We start from the raw sequence: 20772 nt of genomic DNA, 5'->3' as shown, positions 1-20772 counted from the left end.
CTCACTTTTCCTTCTTCTTGTACATGGCGAGCATGCGGTGGGTGACGAGGAAGCCCCCGAAAATATTGACGCTGACGAGGACGAGCGCGATGAAACCGAAGCCGGTCGCAAAGCCGCTCGCCGATAGTCCGACCGCCAACAGCGCGCCGACGACAATGACGGACGAGATCGCGTTGGTAACGGCCATGAGCGGCGTGTGCAGTGCCGGCGTCACCGACCAGACAACGTAGTAACCGACGAAGATCGCCAGGACGAAAATTGCGAGGCGGAAGACGAACGGATCGACGACACCGCCTGAGACGGCGTGAGCCGCGGCGCCAGCGGCGTCCGGCATGTTTTCAGCAGCCTGACGGACGATCTCGGTGGCCTGGTTCAGGGTCTCGAGCGCCTTTTCGAGTGTAGCATCAGCCATCATGCCTCTCCTTCAGTCTTTGGTGCCGCCTTGGATGCAGCAGCCTTTTTCGGCGCGGCTTTCTTGGCGGCCGGTTTCACTGCGGCGTCTTTTGGAGCGGCAGGCCTGGCCGGCGCGGCCTTCTTGGCGACAGGCTTGGCAGCCGGCGTCTCGGCAGGAGCAGCAACAGCCGCAGCTGCCTGGGCGAAGTTGGGGTGAACCACCTTGCCGTCATGGGTCAACATGGTCGCCTTGACGAGTTCGTCGTCGAAATTGATTTTCAGCACCTTCGCTTCCTTGTCGACCAGCGTCTCGACAAAAGCGACGAGGTTCTTCGCGTAGAGCTGCGAGGCAGTCGCCGCGATACGGCCCGGGACGTTGAGATGTCCGACGATCTTGACCCCATCGATCTCGGTGATCTTGCCAGCCACCGCGCCTTCGACGTTGCCGCCGCGTTCGACCGCAAGATCGATCAGCACCGAACCCGGACGCATGCGCGCATACATTTCGCGTGTCACCAGTCTCGGCGCCGGACGACCGGGGATAAGTGCCGTCGTGATGACGATATCCTGCTTGGCAATGTGGTCATTGACCAGCGCCGCCTGCTTTGCCTGATATTCCTTCGACATTTCCTTGGCGTAGCCACCAGCAGTCTCGGCAGCCTTGAACTCCTCGTCCTCGACGGCGAGAAATTTGGCGCCAAGCGATGCGACCTGCTCCTTGACCGCTGGGCGGACGTCCGTGGCGGTTACCACAGCTCCAAGGCGGCGCGCCGTTGCGATGGCCTGCAGGCCAGCGACGCCGACACCCATGACAAAGACTTTCGCGGCCGGCACCGTGCCTGCCGCCGTCATCATCATCGGCAAGGCGCGGTCATACTCTTCAGCGGCATCGATGACCGCCTGGTAGCCGGCAAGATTGGCCTGACTGGAAAGAACGTCCATCACCTGCGCGCGGGTAATGCGCGGCATGAACTCCATGGTGAAGGCGGTAAGCCCGGCATCGGCGAGTTGCTTGACGGCGCTTTCATTGCCGTAAGGATCGAGCATCGCGATGACGACTACGCCTTTCTTATAGGATTTGAGATCAGGAGAAGCGGGTCGGCGCACCTTGAGGACAATGTCGGCGTCCTTGACGTCCGCGGCCTTGCCGATGCTTGCGCCGGCGCCCGTAAACTCTGCGTCAGGAATGCGCGATGCGGTTCCGGCACCCGTTTCGACAACGACGTTGAAGCCAAGGCCAATAAGCCGCTTTACCGTCTCCGGCGAGCCGCCGACACGCGCCTCGTTGGCATCGGTCTCTTTCGGTATGAATAGTGTCTGAGCCAAGCTCTTCACCCCCCAAAGCAAGTTTTCACTACAAGGCAGTGGCCTTTCGGACCAGCGCGCCTTCCCGCTTGTAACGATTGGCAGTCTTAAAGACCCGCCCGGTCAAGATCGAACGGGCTTTGGACGGGCGTCCGGGCTCTTGAGAACCAGCGCGCCCTAAAGGAGGAACCAGGCAGCTCCGCAAATAACAAAGAAAAGAACCAGAGCAGAAAAGAATCCCCCGGCGAAAAAGCCGAAAGCCATGGCAACGACCAGCGCTATGCAGGAAACGAAACCCCATTTCGAAAGCGAGAGAAAAAGATTGTAGGTCTTCTCATGCTCCGCATAGTCCATAGGGGCGCCCAGTTCTGCAGGCGTGGTGTCGTGATGTTCAGCCATCTTCAAACCTCTTCTAGTCGACGTCGTAAAGGCAATAGCGAAAAGCCGACAACTGCGCAATGCGCAGATCGTCGCTCACCCTGACCTCGATGAATATAAATCAAGAATAGAGTTTCATCGCGGTCGAGCCTAATTAACTAACCGAGAAGGTGCGGAAAAAGACCGACAACGCCAATGATGATCAGGTAGAGCGCCACGACATAGTTCAGCAATCGCGGGGCGATCAATATGACGATGCCGGCGATCAAGGCGACGAGTGGAGCGATGGCGATTTCGGCAATCATTTCGGTATCCTTTGTGTGCGCAAGCTATAAGCTCAGAACAGAGCGCTATTCGAATACAATGATTCTGTCGGTAACGGACCGGGATCGTTTAATTTATATTCAAATTGGCAAACAACCGTTCAGTGAAAGACGTGCGGGCCAGCTTCGTTGCCCACGAGCTTGTGCTCCATCGTCACATCGAGCAGCTTCACGATGTCATCGGCGGACATCGCAGCGCCGTAGAGAAAGCCTTGAACGTGCTCGGCGCCGACGAGCTGATTGACGAGCTCCGATTGCGCGCTCGTTTCGAGCCCTTCGATGGTCACCGACAAGCCGAGTTCATGCGACATGTGGACGATGCCGCGCAGAAGTTTCAGCGATCGTCCCTCTTCAGCGATATCGGCAATGAAAGAACGGTCGATCTTGACCTTGTTGACCGGCAAGTTCTTGAGATAGCTCAGGCTGGAATAACCGGTGCCGAAATCGTCGATGGCGACCTGCACGCCATAGCCCTTCAGCTCGGCAAGTACGCTCCCGGTCGTGGCGCGGTCGGTTATGAGCGCGCCTTCCGTAACCTCCACTTCAAGAAGGTGCGGTTCGATCGCATGCCGTTTCAGCGCGGATTGAATGACGCTGACCGTATTGCGGTTCTGCAGATCATGCGAGGAAAGGTTTACCGAGACCGCAATACGCGAATTCCAGTTGCGGCAATCCATCACCGCCCGGTCGATGACGTTGCGGGTCAGATCCGAGATCAGCCCCATTTCTTCTGCGAGCGGGATGAACTCTGCAGGTGATATCGCTCCGAATTCCGGATGGTCCCACCGCGAGAGCGCCTCGCACGCGGTCATGCGCGAGGTGCGGATATTGACGATCGGCTGGTAGGCGACCGAGAGAGTGCCTTCCGCGATGGCCCGGCGCAGATCGGCGCGCAACCGCTGTTTCGACCGGAAGGTATGGTCCATGGTCTGGACAAAGACCGCCCAGTTCTTCTGGCTATCCTTCTTGGCAACATCGAGCGCCAGATCCGCATTCATGTGCATCACTGAGAGGTCAAACGCATCCACCTCGACGATGGCGACGCCGGCGCGGGCGCCGGTCTGGATATCGTGCCCCGAAACACTGTATATGCCGGTGATGGCGGACATGATCCGCTCGACAGTTCCAATCGTTTCCTCATGCGAGCAAGCGGAGAACAGTAGCACGAATTCGTCGCTGCCGAAGCGCGAAAGCAGCGGCCGGTCAGCCTCGACCAGGCTCAGCCGGTCGGCAAAGGCGCGCAGCATTTCATCGCCGATGCGATGGCCGAAAGTATCGTTGGTACGTTTCAGGCCATCGATATCGATCACCATGAGGGCAATCTGCGCGCCCTGTACCATGTCGTCGGCATAAGTCGCGGCGATCTCGGCAAACTGGCTGCGGTTGGGAAGCCCCGTCAGGCTGTCGAAGCGCGCCATGCGGTTGATCTGCGCTTCGGCGTCCGCACGCCGCGTGACATCCTGAATGACGAGCACGGTGCCATGCTCGGGATCGGGCGTCGCCGTGAATTCATAGTGGCGCTTGTTCGGTGATTCAAACGTGTCGCGCTGTTTTGAACCGGACAGGAGATCCTGCATCTTGGTGCGCAAGGATTGCAGTGCATCCTCGGGGAAATAGGAACGCGATTGGGCAAGGCGCAACAAGGTCGCGAGTGACCTCCCTTCGAGCTGAGCCGGAGAATCGAAACCCATCATCTTCGCCGCCTTCATGTTGGCGACGGTTATCGTCTGCTGGCCGTCGAACATCAGCAGGCCCTGCGGCATACCATTGAGCGCAGCATCGAAATTGGTGGCGACGCGAGCCAGCTGGCGCTTGCCCAGCAGTGCATCGAAGAGCGAATTGCGAAGACTGCCCGCAACGCCGATATTGCTCCAGAAATAGGGAAGGATCAGCAGGGCAAGCAGCCAGTTATAGACGCCACCGAGCAGCACCAGGGTCGCGCAAAGCGGCGCGAGAATTCCGATCGACAGGCCGAGGACGACCATCGGCGAGACGTAATTGCGCGTGACAAGCGCTAGCATCGATCCGGCAACAATGATGACGCTGGTGATCGCAGCGGTCGCATCGGGAAGCATGTAGATGCTGACAAAGCATAGGGCGCCGAGCACCGAACAGCTTGCAAGCGCGCCGAGCAGATAGCGCCATTCCCACCTCTTCAGCGTTGCCGCCGAAGCTGACCCAAGATTGGCGCGTTCGAAGGCGCCGGCATTGGCGGTGCGCGCGAGGTCGACCACCAGAAAGGCCAGCGCGAAGGCAAGATAGATCGCATGATGCGTCTTCAAATAGATTGTCGCCGTGGCGAGGATCTGGATGATCGAACTCCACCACGTTGCCTTGCCGTTCGCATATAATGTGCGAACCGCAATCAGCTCGATCGACAAGCCGTCGTTGGCTTCAACTTTCATCAATAGGCCCGCAAAACTTTGCCCGTACCGGGAATGTCGACGAGGAACGCCAACGATGCCAGCGTTATAAATCGCACTTCCGACTAAATCGTTTAATTCATCTTCTGTCGCCAGAAATTCCCAACAACCGGCAAATAGAATTACCAATTTCTAAAAGAAGATCGTCGCTATGCCGGGCATATCGTTGGCGGGGCTGGTTCCTTGTCGGGATTGGGATCGTAGAACGGTCCAACAACAAGTGGCTTGTCGGGCATAAGTGACTGATCGGTGTCCGAGATCATCTTTCGCTCGATGGTCTGGAGCACGACGCCTTTTGCATCTTCGAGCCGCATTGTCACCTGATACTCCCGGTTCGCCTTCACGCATTTGACCGGCGGGCTTTCGACGGTAATCTTGTCCATCGTCGGCCATATATCTTGCCGCACGACAAAGGGATCGCCACCAGCCGGATTTTCGAAGGTGGTTTCCAAGGACGAGCCATCGGGAATCTTGCGCAGTTTCGCCAGAGTGAGAAGATAGGTCGCCTCGGCGATGCGATAATTGAAGACAAAGATCTTGCCGGAAACGTTGACATAGTCGCCCTGACCGCTATCGCGGCAGGCCGCCAGGGTGACCGCAAGCGCGAGCAAACAGCTTGCCATCAGGCGCGAGGCATTCTTCATCCTAGCCATGGCCGCTGCCCATCTGCTTGGCGTTGCGATCATAATAGCGGCGCGCCTTGGCTCTGTTGCCGCAGACATTCATGTCGCACCAGCGGCGGCTGCGATTGCGGCTCTCGTCAAAGTAGAGCCAGTGGCAATTCGGGCAGACCTTTATGCGTTCCAGGCGCAAAGGCTCAAACAGACGCACGCCGGAGAGGAATGACGCCGCAGCCAGGGATATCTGCCCGCCGTCTCTGGAGGGCCGCGGCAGCGCGAGCGCTTGTTCTTCCGGTTCGTCGCCGACGAGTTTCGACCCGAGCCGCAAGAATTCGGAGAGCGGCGCGGGGCTCAATCCGCCGCCATGCACCGCCGTCCTGAACAGGCGATTTATCGCTTCGCGCATGTCGATCAGTCCTGTGATTTCCCGCTCGGAAAGTGGCGGGCGGAACTCGACATTTCCCCACTCCCCCTGACGGAAATCAGCCGCCGCCGCAGCAAAGCGCGTAACTTCGGCGGGATCGGAAAAGCGATCGAGCGACCGTTCCGGCGTCTCGCGAAAGACGACGGTATTGGCGAGGTCGAGTGCCAATACACCCCCGCTGAAACGATGTGCATTCCATTCAAAGGTCATCGCTAAATTCTAACTGGTATAATAGGTTTTGCAAGTTAGAATGAGATGCAAAGGCGAGGAGTGATTGACCTATTTCCTGCAGCTCCTGTTGAACGGCATTCACAACGCGGCGCTCTACGCGCTGCTTGCCTATGGCTATGTCCTGATCCACGGTCTCACGCACAGGACCGACCTTTCGCTCGGCGCGATCTTTGCCTTTTCCGGGCAGACCTTTATTCTTGTCGCGGCCTTTGCCTGGTCGATCCTCTGGATGACTCTACCCGCTGCCCTCGCCTTCGGCCTGTTGATCGCTCTCGTCTATGTCATGACCGGCGGCTATGTAATCGCACGGCTGATTTATGCGCCGCTCGAAGCCGGCACGCGCAACACGATCCTTGTCGCAACCCTTGGCCTCAGCATATTTCTTGCCGAGCTTTCCCGCATCGCCGCCAACACGCGCGATTACTGGCTTCCGCCGATGCTGTCGCAGCCCGTGCCGCTCCTTGGCCCGGAGGTGAATATCAGCCTCACCCAGATGCAGGTACTCAACATCGCGGTGGCGCTCACCGTGATCGGTTGCGGTGAAGCGATCATGCTGCGAACGGCGGCGGGACGTATCTGGCGCGCGGTGAGCGACGAGCCGCAGGCAACCGCCATGTGCGGGATCGATCCGAAGCGAGTGAGAACGCAGGCCATCCTTGCCGCATATGGCATATGTGCGCTGGCAGGATTTCTGGCAGCGCTCTACTACGGCAATATCAGCTTCAACACCGGCATGATCTTCGGATTGAAAATCCTCTTCATCACTGCGGCCGGTGGCTTTTCAAGGCCGCTTCATGCTGCCTGTGGCGCAGCCCTTGTCGGCATGGTCGAATCGCTCTGGGGCGGATATTTTTCCGTTCTGTGGCGGGATGTCGCCGTTTTTTCCCTGCTGGTCTTCGTACTCGCCACCCGCATCACGGGCCAGGACGAGGAGCGCATCTAACCCTGGAGGCTGTGGCCGCCGTCGATGGTGATCACCGTGCCGGTGATATAGCTGCTCGCGTCAGACGCAAGCATGAGCACGGCACCGTCGATATCTTCCGGTTCTCCGAGGCGTCGCATCGGATTCTTGCCTTTCAGGAAGCCGCGGGCGGGCCCATCCATCAGGTCTTCGTTGAGGCGGGTTGGAAACCAGCCAGGCGCCATCGCATTGACCCTTATTCCGCACGGCGCCCATTCGAGTGCCAGCGATCGGGTCATCTGCGAAATCGCGGCCTTGGACATGGCATAGGCGGTGGAGCCCTTGATGGGTGCATCGGCAAGGATGCTTGAGAGGTTGACGATGGACCCACCGACGCCTTTGGCGATCATCCGCTTAGCGGCTTCCTGGGCGACGAAGAACGCGCCTTCGACATTGACTTCGAGAATGCGGCGCAACTGGTCGCGCGTGGTGTCTACCGCCCGTACGATCTCGGCCACCCCGGCATTGTTGAAGAGGACGGTCACAGTGCCCTTCCAGCTCTCAGCCTCATCGAATGCACGTTCGATATCGGACGCTTTCGTAATGTCCGCGACAATGCTGAGGATGCTGGCGTTGCAAGACCCTTTCGGGACGGCCGTTCGCGAGATTGAAACAACATTTGCGCCGTTGGCCGCAAGGACTTCCACCATACGCAGCCCGAGACCGGAGGATCCACCGGTGACCACAATGGTTTTACCTGCAACTGAAAGAGAAGATTCGCCTGCCATTCGCCCGTTTACCAGTAAGTCCTGCATCATCTGTCCAGCAACTGTTAGACCGCGGCTCGACACATGACAACTGCTGAACGTTATACCACCCGGCGCTGCACCTGCGGCCTATCGTATCCCTTTATGAACTAATCAATTCTGTTGATGGTTTCAGATCGTGCTGTTACCAGTGCGCGAAGATGTTCTTATAGGTAAGGCTGGGAGGGCCACCGCGGAGAGCGGGGTTTATTGCCGGCTATCGGAATGAATTGGGAGGACGCAAATGCCGGCTTTGCTCGCGATTTCGCGAACGATCGATCGTATCAATGAATTCGTCGGGCGCGCCGTCGCCTGGCTGATCTTCCTGGCGGTCGTCGTCAGCGCCGGCAATGCGATCATTCGCAAGGCGTTCAACGTTTCGTCGAACTCCTGGCTTGAACTGCAATGGTATCTCTTCGGCGGCGCCTTCATGCTTGCCGCCGCCTATACGCTGCAGCAGAACGAACATATTCGCATCGATATCGTCTACGGCGCATTTTCAAGGCGCGTCCAGCATTGGATCGATCTTCTCGGGCATCTCTTCTTCCTCATGCCGTTCGTCATCCTGATGATCTTCTACTTCGTCCCCTATGTCCGGCTCTCCTTCAACAGCGGCGAAGTCTCATCAAGCGCAGGCGGCCTCATTCTTTGGCCTGCCAAGCTCATTCTTCTCGCTGGGTTCGTACTCCTCGGCTTCCAGGGCGTTTCCGAAATCATCAAGAAAATCGCGGTGATGCGCGGCGACATGCCCGACCCCAACCCACCCGTTTCGATGGAGGAAATTGCGGAACAGGAAGTGGCGACGATTGCGGGAGCGCGCAATGATTGAATTTATCGCGCAGAACATGGCGCCGATCATGTTCGCTTCGCTGATCATCTTCCTGTTGATCGGCTATCCCGTCGCATTTGCCCTCGCCGCAAATGGCCTTTTGTTCTTTTTCGTCGGCGTCGAGCTTGCGCCGCTGTCGAACGGCAGCATCACGCTCTCCTGGCCGCTGCTCTATGCCCTGCCTGACCGGTTTTGGGGACAGATGTCCAATGAGACCCTGCTCGCCATTCCATTCTTCACCTTCATGGGCATTATTCTCGAGCGGTCCGGCATGGCCGAGGACCTGCTCGACACCATCGGCCAGCTCTTCGGACCCATTCGCGGCGGTCTCGCCTATGCTGTCATTTTCGTCGGCGCGCTGCTCGCGGCAACAACCGGCGTCGTCGCGGCGTCGGTAATCGCGATGGGCTTGATCTCGCTCCCCATCATGATGCGTTACGGCTACGACCGGCGGGTCGCCTCGGGCGTCATTGCCGCCTCCGGAACCCTGGCGCAGATCATTCCGCCTTCCCTCGTGCTCATCGTCCTTGCCGATCAGCTCGGGCGCTCGGTGGGCGACATGTATCATGGCGCGATTATTCCTGGTCTCGTGCTGACCGGGCTCTACATGCTTTACATCCTTGCCATGACCTTCCTGAGGCGCGATTCGATGCCGGCCCTGCCCAAGGAAGCGCGCACGCTCGGCTCCGGCGTCACATCCCTGATTGTCGCCCTCGTCATTGCCGGGGCCATCGCTTATGGCGCGCATAAGATGCTCGCGCAAAGTGCCGGTGCGAACGCGGATATTTGGGGCGGCACCATCGCGATCATTGCCGTCTATCTCTACGCGCTCGCCGACCGGGCATTCGGCATGAACACGATGTCGCGGCTTGCCCAGCAGGTAATTATCGTCCTCATACCGCCGCTCGCCCTGATCTTCCTTGTGCTCGGCACCATTTTCCTGGGTATCGCCACGCCGACCGAAGGCGGCGCCATGGGTGCTGTCGGTGCGCTGGTCATGGCAGCCTCCAAGGGCCGCCTCAACATGACCGTGATCAACCAGGCGCTGGCATCGACGACGCGGCTTTCATCCTTCGTCATGTTCATCCTCCTCGGCGCACGCGTGTTCTCGCTGACCTTCTACGGCGTGAACGGGCACGTCTGGGTGGAACACCTCCTTGTCTCCCTGCCGGGGGGCGAAGTCGGCTTTCTGATTGCCGTCAACCTGCTCGTGTTCTTCCTGGCGTTCTTCCTCGATTTCTTTGAGCTCGCCTTCATCATCGTGCCACTCCTGGCACCTGCGGCAGACAAGCTTGGCATCGACCTGATCTGGTTCGGCGTCCTGCTTGGCATCAATATGCAGACGAGCTTCATGCACCCGCCCTTCGGCTTCGCGCTGTTCTATTTGCGCTCGGTTGCGGCAAAGGTGCCCTATCTCGACAAGATCACCGGCAAGAAGATCCAGCCGATCACCACGGGGCAAATCTACTGGGGCGCCGTGCCGTTCGTCGGCATCCAGGTGCTGATGGTGGCGCTTACCATCATGTTCCCGCAAATGGTCATGCACTACAAGGGCACCGGCCCGGTCGTCGACCCGTCGCAGATCAAGATCGAGGTTCCGGGTTTTGGCGGCGACAACGGGCTCGGCAACGGATTGGGTGGAGGCGGACTTGGCAATGGCCTCGGTGGGCCTGCCAACGATCTGAGTTCACCGCCGCCTTTCGGTGGGCCTGCGCCAAATCCGGCAGCGCCTGGGCAACCGGCCGCCCCGGCGCAGCCGCCTGTGCCTGACCTCAGCCAGCCACCGAAGATGTGACGACAACAAAAAACCCCGGGGACCGCAAGGTTCCCGGGGTTTTGCTTTTAACTGTATTCAGCGCCTAGAGCTTGCCGTTGCGCTGCTGGATCATCATGAACGTATCGAAGGAATATTCCGCGACCTGGGCATAGAGGAAGTGCTCGTTGCGGAACGCCTTGATCGAATCCCAGATCTTCTTGAACTCGGGGTTTGTGGCTTCCATTTCGCCGTAGACGCCGTTGGCCGCTTCGAAGCAGGCGCTCATGATTTCCGGGCTGAACGGGCGCAGTTGCGCGCCGCTCGCGACGAGGCGCTTGATCGCCGCCGGATTGAGCGAATCGTACTTCTGCAGCATATCGGCATCGGTGGCCTGCGCTGCGGTGCGGAAGAGAGACTGGTAAGCAGGCGGAAGCGAATCCCACTTCGCCTTGTTGACCATGAAGCTGACCGTCGGACCGCCTTCCCACCAGCCGGGATAGTAGTAGAACGGCGCTACCTTCTGGAAGCCCAGCTTCTCGTCGTCATAGGGTCCGACCCATTCGGCAGCGTCGATCGTGCCCTTTTCCAGCGATGGATAGATGTCGCCGCCGGCGATCTGCTGCGGCACGACACCAAGCTTTTCGAGCACCTTGCCGGCAAAGCCGCCGACACGCATCTTGATGCCCTTGAGGTCTTCGACCGTCTTGATTTCCTTGCGGAACCAGCCGCCCATCTGCACGCCGGTATTGCCGCCGGGATAGACCTGCAGGCCTTGTTTGTTGAAGAACTCGTTGAGGAGATCGATACCGCCCAAGTGATACTGCCAGGCATTCATGCCCCGCGCATTCAGCGCAAACGGAACGGCAGCGCCGAGCGCCCAGGTGGGGTCCTTGCCCCAGTAATAGTAGGCGACCGTATGGCAAAGCTCGACGGTACCCGCTGCTGCAGCGTCAGCAGCCTGCAGGCCCGGCACGATTTCGCCGGCCGCAAATGGCTGGATTACGAAATTCCCGTCCGTAGCTTCCTTCAGATACTTCGAGAGCACTTCCGCGCCGCCATAGATCGTATCGAGCGATTTCGGAAATGACGACGCGCACCGCCATGTGATTTTCGGTAGCGACTGCGCAATCGAGGGCGCAGCAAGCGTCGTAGCTGCGGCCGCGCCGACGCCGGCAAATCCAGCCTTTGTGATAAATGAACGACGATCCATTAAATCTCCTCCAAACAATTGATCTGGATCATTCTCCCGATCCCGCGATCACCATACACACTCACTATTTCAAGTCCAGCGGATGAACCGACAAAGCCGCACCGGCATTAAGTGGATTGATATTGTTGCAGGATTCTCGTCGCAATTCCGATTCTGGCGCGAATGTCGCGGCGCTTCTCCGGCCATTGGAAACGCTGGGGAATTGCACTAAATAGAGGGAACATTCTTTGCGGGAGCAATTCCATGCGGCAACCCCTCGTCGCCATAACATCCGATGTACGGGCTTTCGAAAACTATACCTGGCACGCAGCGCCAGATCAGTACCTGACGGCTGCCTATGATGCCGCTGGCGTTATTCCGCTCATCGTCCCTTCCTTTGGGGATGGGCTTGATATCGACGCTATTCTCGACGGGGTCGACGGGGTGCTGATTACGGGCTCCAAGTCCAATGTGCATCCCGCGCTCTATGGAGCGGAGCCCAGCCCGGCGCACGAGCCCTACGATCCGGCACGCGACGCGACTTCCCTGCCCCTCATTCGGCGCGCCATCGAGCGCGGCATTCCGCTTCTCGCCATCTGCCGCGGCATTCAGGAACTGAACGTCGCGCTCGGTGGAACGCTCGCCACGGAAATTCAGGAACTCGACGGCCGCATGGACCATCGCGCCCCGCAGTCGGATCAGCAGGCCGAACGCTTTGCCATTCGTCATCCGATACGCATTAAACCTGGCTCCTGTCTTGCCGACGTCATGAACAGCGATACGATCAACGTCAATTCAGTGCACCGCCAGGCCATCGAGAAGCCAGCGCCCGCGCTCGAGATCGAAGCCGTTGCCGAAGATGGCACGATCGAAGCCGTATCGGTGAAGACCGCCCGCAACTTCGCCGTCGGCGTGCAATGGCATCCGGAATACTGGGTGAAGACCGATTCGCCGTCGCGCAAGATTTTCGCGGCCTTCGGCGATGCGGCGCGGGCGCACAAAGCGAGTCGCGAGCGTCTACACGCAGCCGAATAAGTATCTAGTACGTCAGCACGCCTTCGGTGGACATCGAAAGGACGACGGAGCGCGGTTCGATGCTGATATAGGCAAGCCCGTCACCTGGGCTGAAGGCGACGATGGTGCGGCCCGTATCATCGGCAAGGTCGATCGTCCCGTCCTCATTATTGTGCCAGCTCCTGGCTTGCGCCAGCGGCGGATAAAGTCCGGCGCAGCCCTGCTCGATCGTCAGCGCATTGTGGCCAGGAAGACCGTTTTCAGCGGGAAAGGCCTTGCATTTCGCGCTGCCGCCGGGGCCGCTGATGACGAATGTCGGCACATCGAGAATACCGTTCTGTCTCGGCTCTTCGCTGGTGATCGACGCGGTGGTCACCGTATCGACATTCGTTTCCCCACCTGACGTGTAGGTGGCGAAATCAAGAAAAATGGCGATGACTGCAACTGCGCTCACAAGGGCGAGCAAGACCGTGTTGGCGGGTTTCATGCCAAGCTCCACAGGGGTCACTCTTTCGAAAACCCTAGTCCCGTAGCGTTAATGAACCGTGAATTATCGGCGCAGCGCGCGCTTCAGCGCTCTTTCGGCTTCGAGGTGGATTGGCGGATACGCAGTTCCGGCTTGATCAATTCCTGGCGTGCATGAGTGTCGGCGCCATTGAGCTGATCGAGAAGCGCCCTCGCCGCGCGCTGGCCGACTTCGCGCTGACCGTTCCAGACGGTGGTGAGCGCCGGCGTCGCAATCGCCGCTTCCTCGAGATCATCATAACCGGTGACGGAAATGTCGACGCCTGCAACAAGGCCGGCGCGGGCGATACCGTTCATCATGCCGATCGCAGCAAGGTCGTTCCAGCAGACGGCCGCCGTCGGATGGTCCTTCAGCGCCAGGAATTGCGGCGCCGCATCGAAGCCGGCCTGCTTCGTGCGTGGTCCCGGAATTCGCCACTCGGGCTTTACCTCGAGGCCGGCCTTCTGCATGGCCTGGAGATAGCCTTCGTAGCGGTCGCGGCCCGTCGACGTCTGGTCCGTTCCGCCGACCATGGCGATGCGCGTATGGCCGAGCGAAATGAGATGGTTGGTGGCAAGCCCGATGCCGTAGGCGTCGTCACCGCGGAAAACCGGGACATTCGCATCCTTGACGCTGCGCGCGATCAGGACCACCGGCAGGCCATTGTCTTCCGCCATGCGGATATCTTCAGCCGGCGTTCCGATCGCGGGCGACATGATGACACCATCGCCGCCAAGCTGCAGAACCGTGTCAATGAAGGTGCGCTGCTTGTCCAATTGGTCGTAGTGATTGGAAAGGATGAATGTTTGCCCGGATCGGTCGAGTTCACCTTCGATGGCGCGCAAGATCTCGGCAAAGAAAGGGTTCATGATGTCATGGACGACCACGCCGACAATGCCGGATCGCGACGTGCGCAGGCTTGCCGCCCTCCGATTGTAAATGTAGCCGATCGTCCGGGCGTGTTCCTTGATCTTCTCGCGCGTCTGATCGGCGACGAGAGGACTATCACGCAGGGCCAGCGAAACGGTCGCAGTGGACACTTTCAGCGCGTCGGCAATCGTCGATAGTTTGATCTTTTGCGCCAAAAACCGCCTCCCGCAGTGTCGTCCGACAAATGTAATCTTTACACGGCGTTATGCCACCGCAACCGAATAAATCAAAGTTCTTTCGTTAGGGATACGGTGCGCTCATGGCGGGATTTTGCGACCGCTCGCAACTGCCGCTCGCGGTGGACGACGTAGAGGCCGCTCCCTATGATGATCACGGCTCCGCACAGGGTGTAGGCATCCGGAAACTGGCCGAAGATGAAATAGCCGAAACCCAGCATCCAGATGATCTGAAGAAACGGATAGGGCGCGAGCGCCGCCGTTGTCGCGCGCTTATAAGCGAGAATGATGAGGAAATGACCAAGTCCGCCAAAAAAGCCCAGAAGACATAGAAGCAGGATCTGGAACGGCGTTTGCGGAAGGACCGCCTGGGTGATTGCCGGCGACATCAGGATCGCCGGCGCAAGGGCGGAATAAAAGATGAGGCTTTCCGGCGATTCAGTTGCGGCCATCTTGCGCGTGAGCAGCACATAGAATGAATAGCTCAGCATTGCCGTGATCGAATAAGGCAGGCCTGGATTGAGTTCGCCAAATCCCGGACGCGCAATGATCAAAACGCCAATGAAGGCGACGATGATGGCAAGCCAGCGCCGCCAGCCTGCCCATTCTCCAAGGATGGGTCCGGCGAGCGCCGTGATGACCATGGGCGCCGCAAAGGTAATCGTCATCGTTTCAGCCAGCTGCATGGTCTGCAGGGCGTAGAAATTGAAGTAGGTCGAACCGAACAAGCAGATGCCGCGCAATATCTGCATCGGCAGGTTGCGCGCCCTGAATATGCCGGGATTGGACCATGGCCGAAAGAAGATCAGGACCAGCAGCGTGTGCTCGACGAACCGCATCCATGAAACGAATGCGGTAGGTACGCCGGACAGCACCAGATATTTGGCGCTGGAGTCGAGACAGGAAAACAGGAACCCGGTTGCGAAAATATAAAGGATCGCCGCTAACGGCGCAGAGTCCTGTGACGTAGAAGGTGTGGAAGACAAGGAAACAAACCAATCAGGCGGGCGGAAGCGAGTCCCATGATAACAAAATAAGCTACTTTGTAACCGCCGATTGCAAAAACTTTCGACGAATAATCACTCGTCGTCAGCGTCCTCATTATCGTGATCCTCTTCGGCCGCCGTCTGGCGCAGGTGCTCGGCTGTAGAGAGATTGACCTCGAGGCGCGAGAGCATCTTGACGAAGGCCTTGCGCTCCTTCTTGTCGAAACCCTTCATCGCATCCTTTTCCGTCTTGCGGATCGATTTCTCGATGGCCTTGATCGCTTCATTGCCGGTTTCGGTCAAGAAAATATGAGCCTGGCGCTGGTCCGTCGTCGAGCCCTGCTTCTTGACGAACCCCTGGGTCTGCAGTCGCGAAATCGTCTTGGTGATCGTCGGCGGGCGCACGCCCAGCCGCTTGGCAAGAATACTCGGCGACAGGCCGTCCTCATGCGCAAGTTGCAGCATTACGGCATCCTGCCCTGCATAGAAGCCGTGACCGAGGAGCCGCATCGCCAATGCCGTCCGCGTCAGCCGCGCGGTCGATTGCAGACGATGAAGAATGAGGGGCTTACGATCCTTGACCATTCAAACTCCTGCTCGCTTTTCAGCGTTGTTCCGTTGATGATAAGACGGCTAGCTCTGTTTGGTGGATGGCAGTTAACAGACAAAGTTTATTACGCGGACAGTTACCAAGGGAACGAGCAATTTGCTCGCCGAAGAGCGCAGGCCATAGTTGACTTATACCCAATATCCGCCCGGCAAAATCGCGTTACAACGCTTATATGACAATCTGATGAAATTTGCCGACGAATTGCTCGTGAAGCAATAATAAGCGCATTGCTTATACGCCGTAAGATGTAGGAGCGGCATTTCCTCCGCATGCGGATATCGATATGATCAGGCGAAGCGCCCGACAGATGAGCACCTTATGCCGATATCCTCTACACATATGATCGCCATTTTGCCGCTTGGCGCTCACGAGCAGCATGGTCCGCATCTTCCTTTCGAAACCGATACGCTGATCGCGACCGGATTGGCCGAGCGGCTAAAGGCAGCGCTTCCCAAGTCGCTGTCCGTCGAATGGCTGCCGGTCGAGCCCGTTGGGTATTCGATCGAGCACATGGACGTTGCCGGCACGCGGACGCTCGCCTTCGACGAGGCGGTGCATCGCTGGATCGGTATTGGCGAAGCGCTGGCGCAACGCGGTATTCGCAAACTTGTCATCCTCAATGCCCATGGCGGCAATTCGCCGTTGACGACAATCGTTGCGACAGAACTCCGCATCCGTTTCAACATGCTCGCAGTGGCAACGAGCTGGACGCGCTTTGGGCTGCCGGGGGGACTTATCTCCCCCGACGAGAAGGCCTTGGATATTCACGGCGGTTTCATCGAGACCTCGGTGATGCTGGCGCTTTATCCGCAATATGTGGACATGACCAAGGCGGGAACCTTCGACTCTCGACAACGGCAATTTGCGAAAGACTACACGCACCTGCGCGCCTATGGCCCACACGCCTTTGGGTGGAAGATGAGTGATCTCAACCGGCAAGGGGTTGCCGGCGACGCGGCGCGCGCGACTGCAGCGGCAGGCGAAGCGATTATCGCCCATAGCGTCAAGGGCCTCGTCGAGCTCATTGAGGATGTCGACCGGTTTGATCCGGCAGTTCTTGTCTAAAACCAGCAATGCTCAACGCGATTGAAGCAGCCATTCACGCAATTGAAGGCGTTTGGTGTGGCAATATGTAATCTTATCACCTATATCGTGGGTCAATCCATCCAAAGAGGCGCACGATGAGTGAAGCTCAAACGACATCCGCTGGCGCGGCAGCAACGGGGCGCGCAGCCCAGATCCCGGTAACCGTATTGACCGGCTATCTTGGCTCCGGCAAGACGACGCTGCTCAATCGCATCCTCAGCGAAGATCATGGCAAGCGTTATGCCGTCATCGTCAACGAGTTCGGTGAAATCGGCATCGACAACGACCTCATCGTCGAATCCGACGAAGAAATCTACGAAATGAACAATGGCTGCATTTGCTGCACGGTTCGCGGCGATTTGATCCGGGTCGTCGAGGGCTTGATGCGCCGTCCGGGCCGGTTCGATGCCATCATCGTCGAAACGACCGGGCTTGCCGATCCAGTGCCGGTGGCGCAGACCTTCTTCATGGACGATGACGTGCGCAGCAAGACCGCGCTTGACGCCGTCGTTGCGCTGGTTGATGCCAAGCATCTGCCGCTGCGTCTGAAGGACAGCCGAGAAGCTGAAGACCAGATCGCCTTCGCCGACGTCGTCCTTCTGAACAAGACCGACCTCGTATCCGCCGATGAACTTGCAGCCGTCGAAGCGACGGTTCGTGCCATCAACCCGCATGCCGTCATTCATCGTACCGAGCGCGCCGGCATTGACCTTTCCCGTGTGCTTGACCGCGGCGCGTTCGACTTGAAGCGGGCGCTCGAAAGCGATCCACACTTCCTCGACCATGATCATCCCGACCATGCCTGCGGTCCGGATTGCGATCACCACCATCACGACCACGACCACGACCATGCGCACCATCATCATGACCACGCGTCACCCATCCACGACGTGACCGTCCAGTCAGTTTCGCTGCGCACCGGCGAACTCAACCCCGACAAGTTCTTCCCCTGGGTTCAAAAGATCACCCAGGAGCAGGGTCCGAACATCCTGCGTCTTAAAGGGATTATGGCCTTCAAGGACGATCCAGAGCGCTATGTCATCCAGGGTGTGCACATGATCATCGAAGGCGATCATCAGCGCGCCTGGAAGGATGGCGAAAAACACGAGAGCCGACTGGTGTTCATCGGCCGTCAACTTGATCATGCCGCCCTGAAGGCTGGCCTTGAAAGCTGCCTCTAGGACTGACCTTATGCCGACAATTGCACCGCTCGATCTGGCCGGCCATTGCGTCGATGCGCGCTTCATCCGCGACGTTCCATTCTTTGCCCTGGCCGATGGCACGGTCCATCGCCTCGACAATGGTCATAAGACGAGCGAGGTCCACGACGGCCTCCTATGCGCGGTTCTTTCGGCAGATGGTAAGTCACTGCTTACGGGCGGAGAGGACGGCCGGGTTTGCTCGACCGGGCTCGACGGCGAAGCAAAAGAACTAAGCAAGTTGCCGCGCAAGTGGATTACCGCGCTCGCCGCCGCGCCCGGTGGAGCGATTGCCTTTGCTTCCGGCCGCTCGGCATGGGTACGTTCAGCCGACGGAACATTGCGCGAGTTTGCCCATGAACGCAGCGCCGAGGGCCTCGCTTTCGCACCGAAGGGCCTGCGGCTTGCGGTTGCCCGCTACAATGGCGTTACGCTGCACTGGCCGGCGACGGACAGTGCACCGACGGAATTGGAGTGGAAGGGCGCCCACGTATCCGTGATCTTCTCCCCCGACAACCGGTTTCTCGTCACATCGATGCAGGAGAATGCCTTGCATGGCTGGCGGCTCGAAGACAGCCGCCACATGCGCATGACCGGCTATCCGAACAAGGTAAAGAGCTGGTCCTGGAGCGTGAAGGGCAAATGGCTGGCGACGTCGGGCGCGCCCGCTGCCATTGTCTGGCCCTTCGCCGGCAAGGACGGGCCAATGGGCAAGGCGCCACTGGAACTTGGAACGCGCGGCGACAGTCTCGTCACCGCCGTCGCTTGCCATCCGATCGAGGAGATCGTCGCGATCGGCTATTCGGACGGCATGATTCTTGTCGCCCGCTTCACCGACCAGAAGGAAGTGCTTTTGCGCCGCCCCGGAAAGGGTGCGGTTTCAGCAATGAATTGGGATGCGTCAGGCCATCGGCTGGTCTTCGGTTCGGACGCCGGCGATTGCGGGGTCGTGGATATAACGGCCTGACGGCTGACGGCACATCAAGCGTTCAGTGCTTGAAGCAATTTTCTCGATGCCACCGCAAGAAATGTGGATGCGGTCTTTGACTGACACGTTGTGGAACGATTGCTCGGCCGGTCTTGTTGAAGAGCATCTGGATGCCTTCTGGATCATTTGCCTGTCGCGAAATCAAAATCTCCAGATCGTCTGAGAAGGCAATCAGTCCTCGATCGAACATCCAGTGGACGGTCCCGGAAAGGGCCACGCCATTCGTCAAAGTATCTGGTCCATTGGCTTCGACCGGGCGAATATGCGCCGCATTGACCTCCGCTCGACCACCGCCATTGATGAGCTTCAGTCCAGTGACCGCGCATCGCTTGTCGTAAGCGTCCAGAACAAGCCGCCGAAAGATACGGTCGCGGACGATGCGAGATGTCATCTGGGTGATGCGCCGTTCCAACTCGAAAATGAACGGTGCCTGGGCTGCGTCGGCAAAACCTGTTAACGGGCCGACGGCTTCGCCGATTCTTGGCAGTTCAGGCTCGCTCTCGTCCAGGCCCAGAGATACGATTCTATCAAAGTCATTTGGAGAAATTGGTCTTACAGCCGATTGCGCCCGTCCCGAGATGCGCCCTTCATTGTTCAGCACTCCGCGTTCGATCACGCCATCTTCATTACTGAACGGCACTGGATTGATGAAGTCGAGATAAGTCCCCGGCTCAATCAATGCGATGTGCATGTTTGGGGCATTGCGGTCTGGGATGATTTGCATCACCTTTGCTATTGCAAAGTAACCACGCGTTTCTGCCACCTTTCTCGGCTCGTAATAGATGATCCAGTCCCCTACGCACGCTTGGACACGCCCAAGATATTGGCTCGGGAACTGATATCGTTCAGCCGGGCTATCGTCGTAGATCGAATCTGAGCGGTGAATGAAAACCCCGAATCCCATGAAAGTGTTCTAGCACGCTCCACGGCTAAGGCCACAAGGCCGATGCTGGAGCGAGCTCACCCGCCTTTCTGTGGTTACGGGGACAGTATTTGCACCTCGGGTCTAGTCTCCCTGCAAGGGATTCTCCAGTTCGGTCGGAAAGCCACTCACCTTGAGGTAATGGCGAGCGTCGCCGCGGTTGGCTTCGATTGAACTTGCCGCTTGAACGCACGAAAGCCCGGGGATGCCGGGCTTTGGTGTGGATTGGTGTTTTGTTGTGATGTTGGTTGCGGGGACAGGATTTGAACCTGTGACCTTCAGGTTATGAGCCTGACGAGCTACCGGGCTGCTCCACCCCGCGTCAATTGTGTGCGGTATGCGCTTGCGCTTTCCTTTGGTGCGAGTGCTTGCGCTTGCATGGAAAGGGCCGTTTGGTGCGGCGCTTGTGTTTGTTGTTGTGTGTTTGTCGAGAAGCTTTGTTTGTTGCGTTTGGCAGACCTGGCAGCGACCTACTCTCCCGCGTCTTGAGACGAAGTACCATTGGCGCAGGGGCGTTTCACGGCCGAGTTCGGAATGGGATCGGGTGCGGCCACCCCGCTGTAACCACCAGGTCAGCAAAGCGCAACAAGCAAATGAGAAGCTGGGTTTTGGGGAGGTGAGTAGTGAGTAGTGAGTAGTGAGTAGTGAGTAGTGAGTAGTGAGTAGTGAAGACACTACTTTGCTTTCTTTCTACTCCACTACTGACGACTTACGACTTACCTTTTTCACGCCTTTGTGGCGTTTTGGATGGATATTTGTAATGAGAATGATCAAGTCG

General features: G+C 58.4%; 21 protein-coding genes, 1 tRNA gene and 1 rRNA gene. 7 read left to right on the top strand and 16 right to left on the bottom strand.

Annotation, left to right across the window (positions count from 1 at the left end):
* Nucleotide 1: 1 nt before the first annotated feature.
* The 7 genes from GF108_RS12715 to GF108_RS12685 form a co-directional block, all read right to left on the bottom strand.
* A complete protein-coding gene (locus GF108_RS12715) occupies nucleotides 2-412 on the bottom strand; it encodes an NAD(P) transhydrogenase subunit alpha (RefSeq protein WP_153668299.1) in 411 nt (136 codons plus the stop codon).
* On the bottom strand, nucleotides 412-1719 hold the full coding sequence (locus tag GF108_RS12710) for a Re/Si-specific NAD(P)(+) transhydrogenase subunit alpha (RefSeq protein ID WP_153668298.1): 1308 nt from the start codon (nucleotides 1717-1719) through the stop codon (nucleotides 412-414). Before GF108_RS12710 ends, GF108_RS12715 begins: the two co-directional genes overlap by 1 nt.
* A gap of 156 nt (nucleotides 1720-1875) precedes the next feature.
* Nucleotides 1876-2097, bottom strand: coding sequence for an aa3-type cytochrome c oxidase subunit IV (locus tag GF108_RS12705; RefSeq protein ID WP_027229467.1), 222 nt, complete (start codon nucleotides 2095-2097; stop codon nucleotides 1876-1878).
* 137 nt (nucleotides 2098-2234) lie between these two features.
* Nucleotides 2235-2381 (bottom strand): DUF3096 domain-containing protein, encoded by a 147-nt coding sequence (locus tag GF108_RS12700; protein WP_081815702.1) that lies wholly within the window; start codon nucleotides 2379-2381, stop codon nucleotides 2235-2237.
* Between the two features lie 119 nt (nucleotides 2382-2500).
* Nucleotides 2501-4804 carry a bifunctional diguanylate cyclase/phosphodiesterase gene (locus GF108_RS12695; RefSeq protein ID WP_153668297.1) on the bottom strand — a complete coding sequence of 768 codons (2304 nt, stop codon included), beginning with the start codon at nucleotides 4802-4804 and terminating at the stop codon, nucleotides 2501-2503.
* Between the two features lie 167 nt (nucleotides 4805-4971).
* Nucleotides 4972-5475 carry a hypothetical protein gene (locus tag GF108_RS12690; protein ID WP_246663950.1) on the bottom strand — a complete coding sequence of 168 codons (504 nt, stop codon included), beginning with the start codon at nucleotides 5473-5475 and terminating at the stop codon, nucleotides 4972-4974.
* Entirely contained in the window at nucleotides 5468-6076 is a 609-nt protein-coding gene (locus GF108_RS12685; RefSeq protein WP_153668296.1) for a CGNR zinc finger domain-containing protein, read from the bottom strand. The genes GF108_RS12690 and GF108_RS12685 overlap by 8 nt, the downstream gene beginning before the upstream one ends.
* 64 nt (nucleotides 6077-6140) lie before the next feature.
* Here GF108_RS12685 and GF108_RS12680 point away from each other — a divergent pair, with 64 nt between their 5' ends.
* Nucleotides 6141-7040, top strand: a complete 900-nt coding sequence (locus tag GF108_RS12680; protein ID WP_153668295.1) for a branched-chain amino acid ABC transporter permease — start codon at nucleotides 6141-6143, stop codon at nucleotides 7038-7040.
* Here GF108_RS12680 and GF108_RS12675 read toward each other — a convergent pair.
* Nucleotides 7037-7786 (bottom strand): SDR family NAD(P)-dependent oxidoreductase, encoded by a 750-nt coding sequence (locus tag GF108_RS12675; protein ID WP_153668294.1) that lies wholly within the window; start codon nucleotides 7784-7786, stop codon nucleotides 7037-7039. The two genes, GF108_RS12680 and GF108_RS12675, sit on opposite strands and share 4 nt — an antisense overlap.
* A 262-nt stretch (nucleotides 7787-8048) precedes the next feature.
* On the opposite strand from GF108_RS12675, the gene GF108_RS12670 reads away from it, so the two are divergent.
* Both GF108_RS12670 and GF108_RS12665 read left to right on the top strand, forming a co-directional pair.
* Nucleotides 8049-8633: a TRAP transporter small permease subunit gene (locus GF108_RS12670; protein WP_153668293.1), complete on the top strand. Its 585-nt coding sequence runs from the start codon at nucleotides 8049-8051 to the stop codon at nucleotides 8631-8633.
* A complete protein-coding gene (locus tag GF108_RS12665; RefSeq protein ID WP_153668292.1) occupies nucleotides 8626-10428 on the top strand; it encodes a TRAP transporter large permease subunit in 1803 nt (600 codons plus the stop codon). Before GF108_RS12670 ends, GF108_RS12665 begins: the two co-directional genes overlap by 8 nt.
* Before the next feature lie 64 nt (nucleotides 10429-10492).
* Here the strand turns inward: GF108_RS12665 and GF108_RS12660 are convergent, their stop codons facing one another.
* Complete coding sequence (locus GF108_RS12660) at nucleotides 10493-11599, bottom strand: TRAP transporter substrate-binding protein (protein WP_153668291.1); 1107 nt, start codon at nucleotides 11597-11599, stop codon at nucleotides 10493-10495.
* Nucleotides 11600-11842: 243 nt separating this feature from the next.
* Between GF108_RS12660 and GF108_RS12655 the strand changes: the two genes are divergently transcribed.
* Complete coding sequence (locus GF108_RS12655; protein ID WP_153668290.1) at nucleotides 11843-12613, top strand: gamma-glutamyl-gamma-aminobutyrate hydrolase family protein; 771 nt, start codon at nucleotides 11843-11845, stop codon at nucleotides 12611-12613.
* Between the two features lie 4 nt (nucleotides 12614-12617).
* Here GF108_RS12655 and GF108_RS12650 read toward each other — a convergent pair whose 3' ends face one another.
* The 4 genes from GF108_RS12650 to GF108_RS12635 form a co-directional block, all read right to left on the bottom strand.
* Nucleotides 12618-13079, bottom strand: a complete 462-nt coding sequence (locus tag GF108_RS12650; protein WP_153668289.1) for a hypothetical protein — start codon at nucleotides 13077-13079, stop codon at nucleotides 12618-12620.
* Between the two features lie 83 nt (nucleotides 13080-13162).
* Nucleotides 13163-14182: a LacI family DNA-binding transcriptional regulator gene (locus GF108_RS12645; protein ID WP_027229457.1), complete on the bottom strand. Its 1020-nt coding sequence runs from the start codon at nucleotides 14180-14182 to the stop codon at nucleotides 13163-13165.
* A 71-nt stretch (nucleotides 14183-14253) separates the two neighbouring features.
* Nucleotides 14254-15189 (bottom strand): DMT family transporter, encoded by a 936-nt coding sequence (locus GF108_RS12640; RefSeq protein WP_153668288.1) that lies wholly within the window; start codon nucleotides 15187-15189, stop codon nucleotides 14254-14256.
* A 93-nt stretch (nucleotides 15190-15282) separates the two neighbouring features.
* On the bottom strand, nucleotides 15283-15774 hold the full coding sequence (locus tag GF108_RS12635; RefSeq protein ID WP_153668287.1) for a MarR family winged helix-turn-helix transcriptional regulator: 492 nt from the start codon (nucleotides 15772-15774) through the stop codon (nucleotides 15283-15285).
* Between the two features lie 343 nt (nucleotides 15775-16117).
* Here GF108_RS12635 and GF108_RS12630 point away from each other — a divergent pair, with 343 nt between their 5' ends.
* The 3 genes from GF108_RS12630 to GF108_RS12620 all read left to right on the top strand — a co-directional run bounded on the left by GF108_RS12630 (nucleotide 16118) and on the right by GF108_RS12620 (nucleotide 19051).
* The gene (locus tag GF108_RS12630; protein WP_153668286.1) at nucleotides 16118-16864 is read left to right on the top strand and encodes a creatininase family protein; all 747 of its coding nucleotides are present in this window, start codon (nucleotides 16118-16120) and stop codon (nucleotides 16862-16864) included.
* 116 nt (nucleotides 16865-16980) lie between these two features.
* Nucleotides 16981-18066, top strand: a complete 1086-nt coding sequence (locus tag GF108_RS12625) for a GTP-binding protein (protein ID WP_153668285.1) — start codon at nucleotides 16981-16983, stop codon at nucleotides 18064-18066.
* 10 nt (nucleotides 18067-18076) lie between these two features.
* Entirely contained in the window at nucleotides 18077-19051 is a 975-nt protein-coding gene (locus GF108_RS12620; RefSeq protein WP_153668284.1) for a WD40 repeat domain-containing protein, read from the top strand.
* A 22-nt stretch (nucleotides 19052-19073) separates the two neighbouring features.
* Here the strand turns inward: GF108_RS12620 and GF108_RS12615 are convergent, their stop codons facing one another.
* The 3 genes from GF108_RS12615 to rrf form a co-directional block, all read right to left on the bottom strand.
* A complete protein-coding gene (locus GF108_RS12615) occupies nucleotides 19074-19976 on the bottom strand; it encodes an HNH endonuclease (protein WP_153668283.1) in 903 nt (300 codons plus the stop codon).
* Nucleotides 19977-20239: 263 nt separating this feature from the next.
* Nucleotides 20240-20316 (bottom strand) — tRNA-Met (locus GF108_RS12610).
* A gap of 135 nt (nucleotides 20317-20451) precedes the next feature.
* Nucleotides 20452-20566 (bottom strand): 5S ribosomal RNA (gene rrf / locus GF108_RS12605).
* Nucleotides 20567-20772 lie beyond the last annotated feature (206 nt).

The organism is Phyllobacterium sp. SYP-B3895 (genome assembly GCF_009647635.1).
Taxonomy (GTDB): Bacteria; Pseudomonadota; Alphaproteobacteria; order Rhizobiales; family Rhizobiaceae; genus Phyllobacterium; species Phyllobacterium pellucidum.
Note: the sequence above shows the minus strand (reverse complement) of the source record. Positions and strands in the feature narration are given on the sequence as shown.

Coding starts and splice junctions, on each gene's coding strand:
- GF108_RS12715 (WP_153668299.1), bottom strand. CDS start 412: ATGGCTGATGCTACACTCGAAAAGGCGCTCGAGACCCTGAACCAGGCC.
- GF108_RS12705 (WP_027229467.1), bottom strand. CDS start 2,097: ATGGCTGAACATCACGACACCACGCCTGCAGAACTGGGCGCCCCTATG.
- GF108_RS12700 (WP_081815702.1), bottom strand. CDS start 2,381: ATGATTGCCGAAATCGCCATCGCTCCACTCGTCGCCTTGATCGCCGGC.
- GF108_RS12695 (WP_153668297.1), bottom strand. CDS start 4,804: ATGAAAGTTGAAGCCAACGACGGCTTGTCGATCGAGCTGATTGCGGTT.
- GF108_RS12690 (WP_246663950.1), bottom strand. CDS start 5,475: ATGGCTAGGATGAAGAATGCCTCGCGCCTGATGGCAAGCTGTTTGCTC.
- GF108_RS12685 (WP_153668296.1), bottom strand. CDS start 6,076: ATGACCTTTGAATGGAATGCACATCGTTTCAGCGGGGGTGTATTGGCA.
- GF108_RS12675 (WP_153668294.1), bottom strand. CDS start 7,786: ATGGCAGGCGAATCTTCTCTTTCAGTTGCAGGTAAAACCATTGTGGTC.
- GF108_RS12670 (WP_153668293.1), top strand. CDS start 8,049: ATGCCGGCTTTGCTCGCGATTTCGCGAACGATCGATCGTATCAATGAA.
- GF108_RS12665 (WP_153668292.1), top strand. CDS start 8,626: ATGATTGAATTTATCGCGCAGAACATGGCGCCGATCATGTTCGCTTCG.
- GF108_RS12660 (WP_153668291.1), bottom strand. CDS start 11,599: ATGGATCGTCGTTCATTTATCACAAAGGCTGGATTTGCCGGCGTCGGC.
- GF108_RS12655 (WP_153668290.1), top strand. CDS start 11,843: ATGCGGCAACCCCTCGTCGCCATAACATCCGATGTACGGGCTTTCGAA.
- GF108_RS12650 (WP_153668289.1), bottom strand. CDS start 13,079: ATGAAACCCGCCAACACGGTCTTGCTCGCCCTTGTGAGCGCAGTTGCA.
- GF108_RS12635 (WP_153668287.1), bottom strand. CDS start 15,774: ATGGTCAAGGATCGTAAGCCCCTCATTCTTCATCGTCTGCAATCGACC.
- GF108_RS12630 (WP_153668286.1), top strand. CDS start 16,118: ATGCCGATATCCTCTACACATATGATCGCCATTTTGCCGCTTGGCGCT.
- GF108_RS12625 (WP_153668285.1), top strand. CDS start 16,981: ATGAGTGAAGCTCAAACGACATCCGCTGGCGCGGCAGCAACGGGGCGC.
- GF108_RS12620 (WP_153668284.1), top strand. CDS start 18,077: ATGCCGACAATTGCACCGCTCGATCTGGCCGGCCATTGCGTCGATGCG.
- GF108_RS12615 (WP_153668283.1), bottom strand. CDS start 19,976: ATGGGATTCGGGGTTTTCATTCACCGCTCAGATTCGATCTACGACGAT.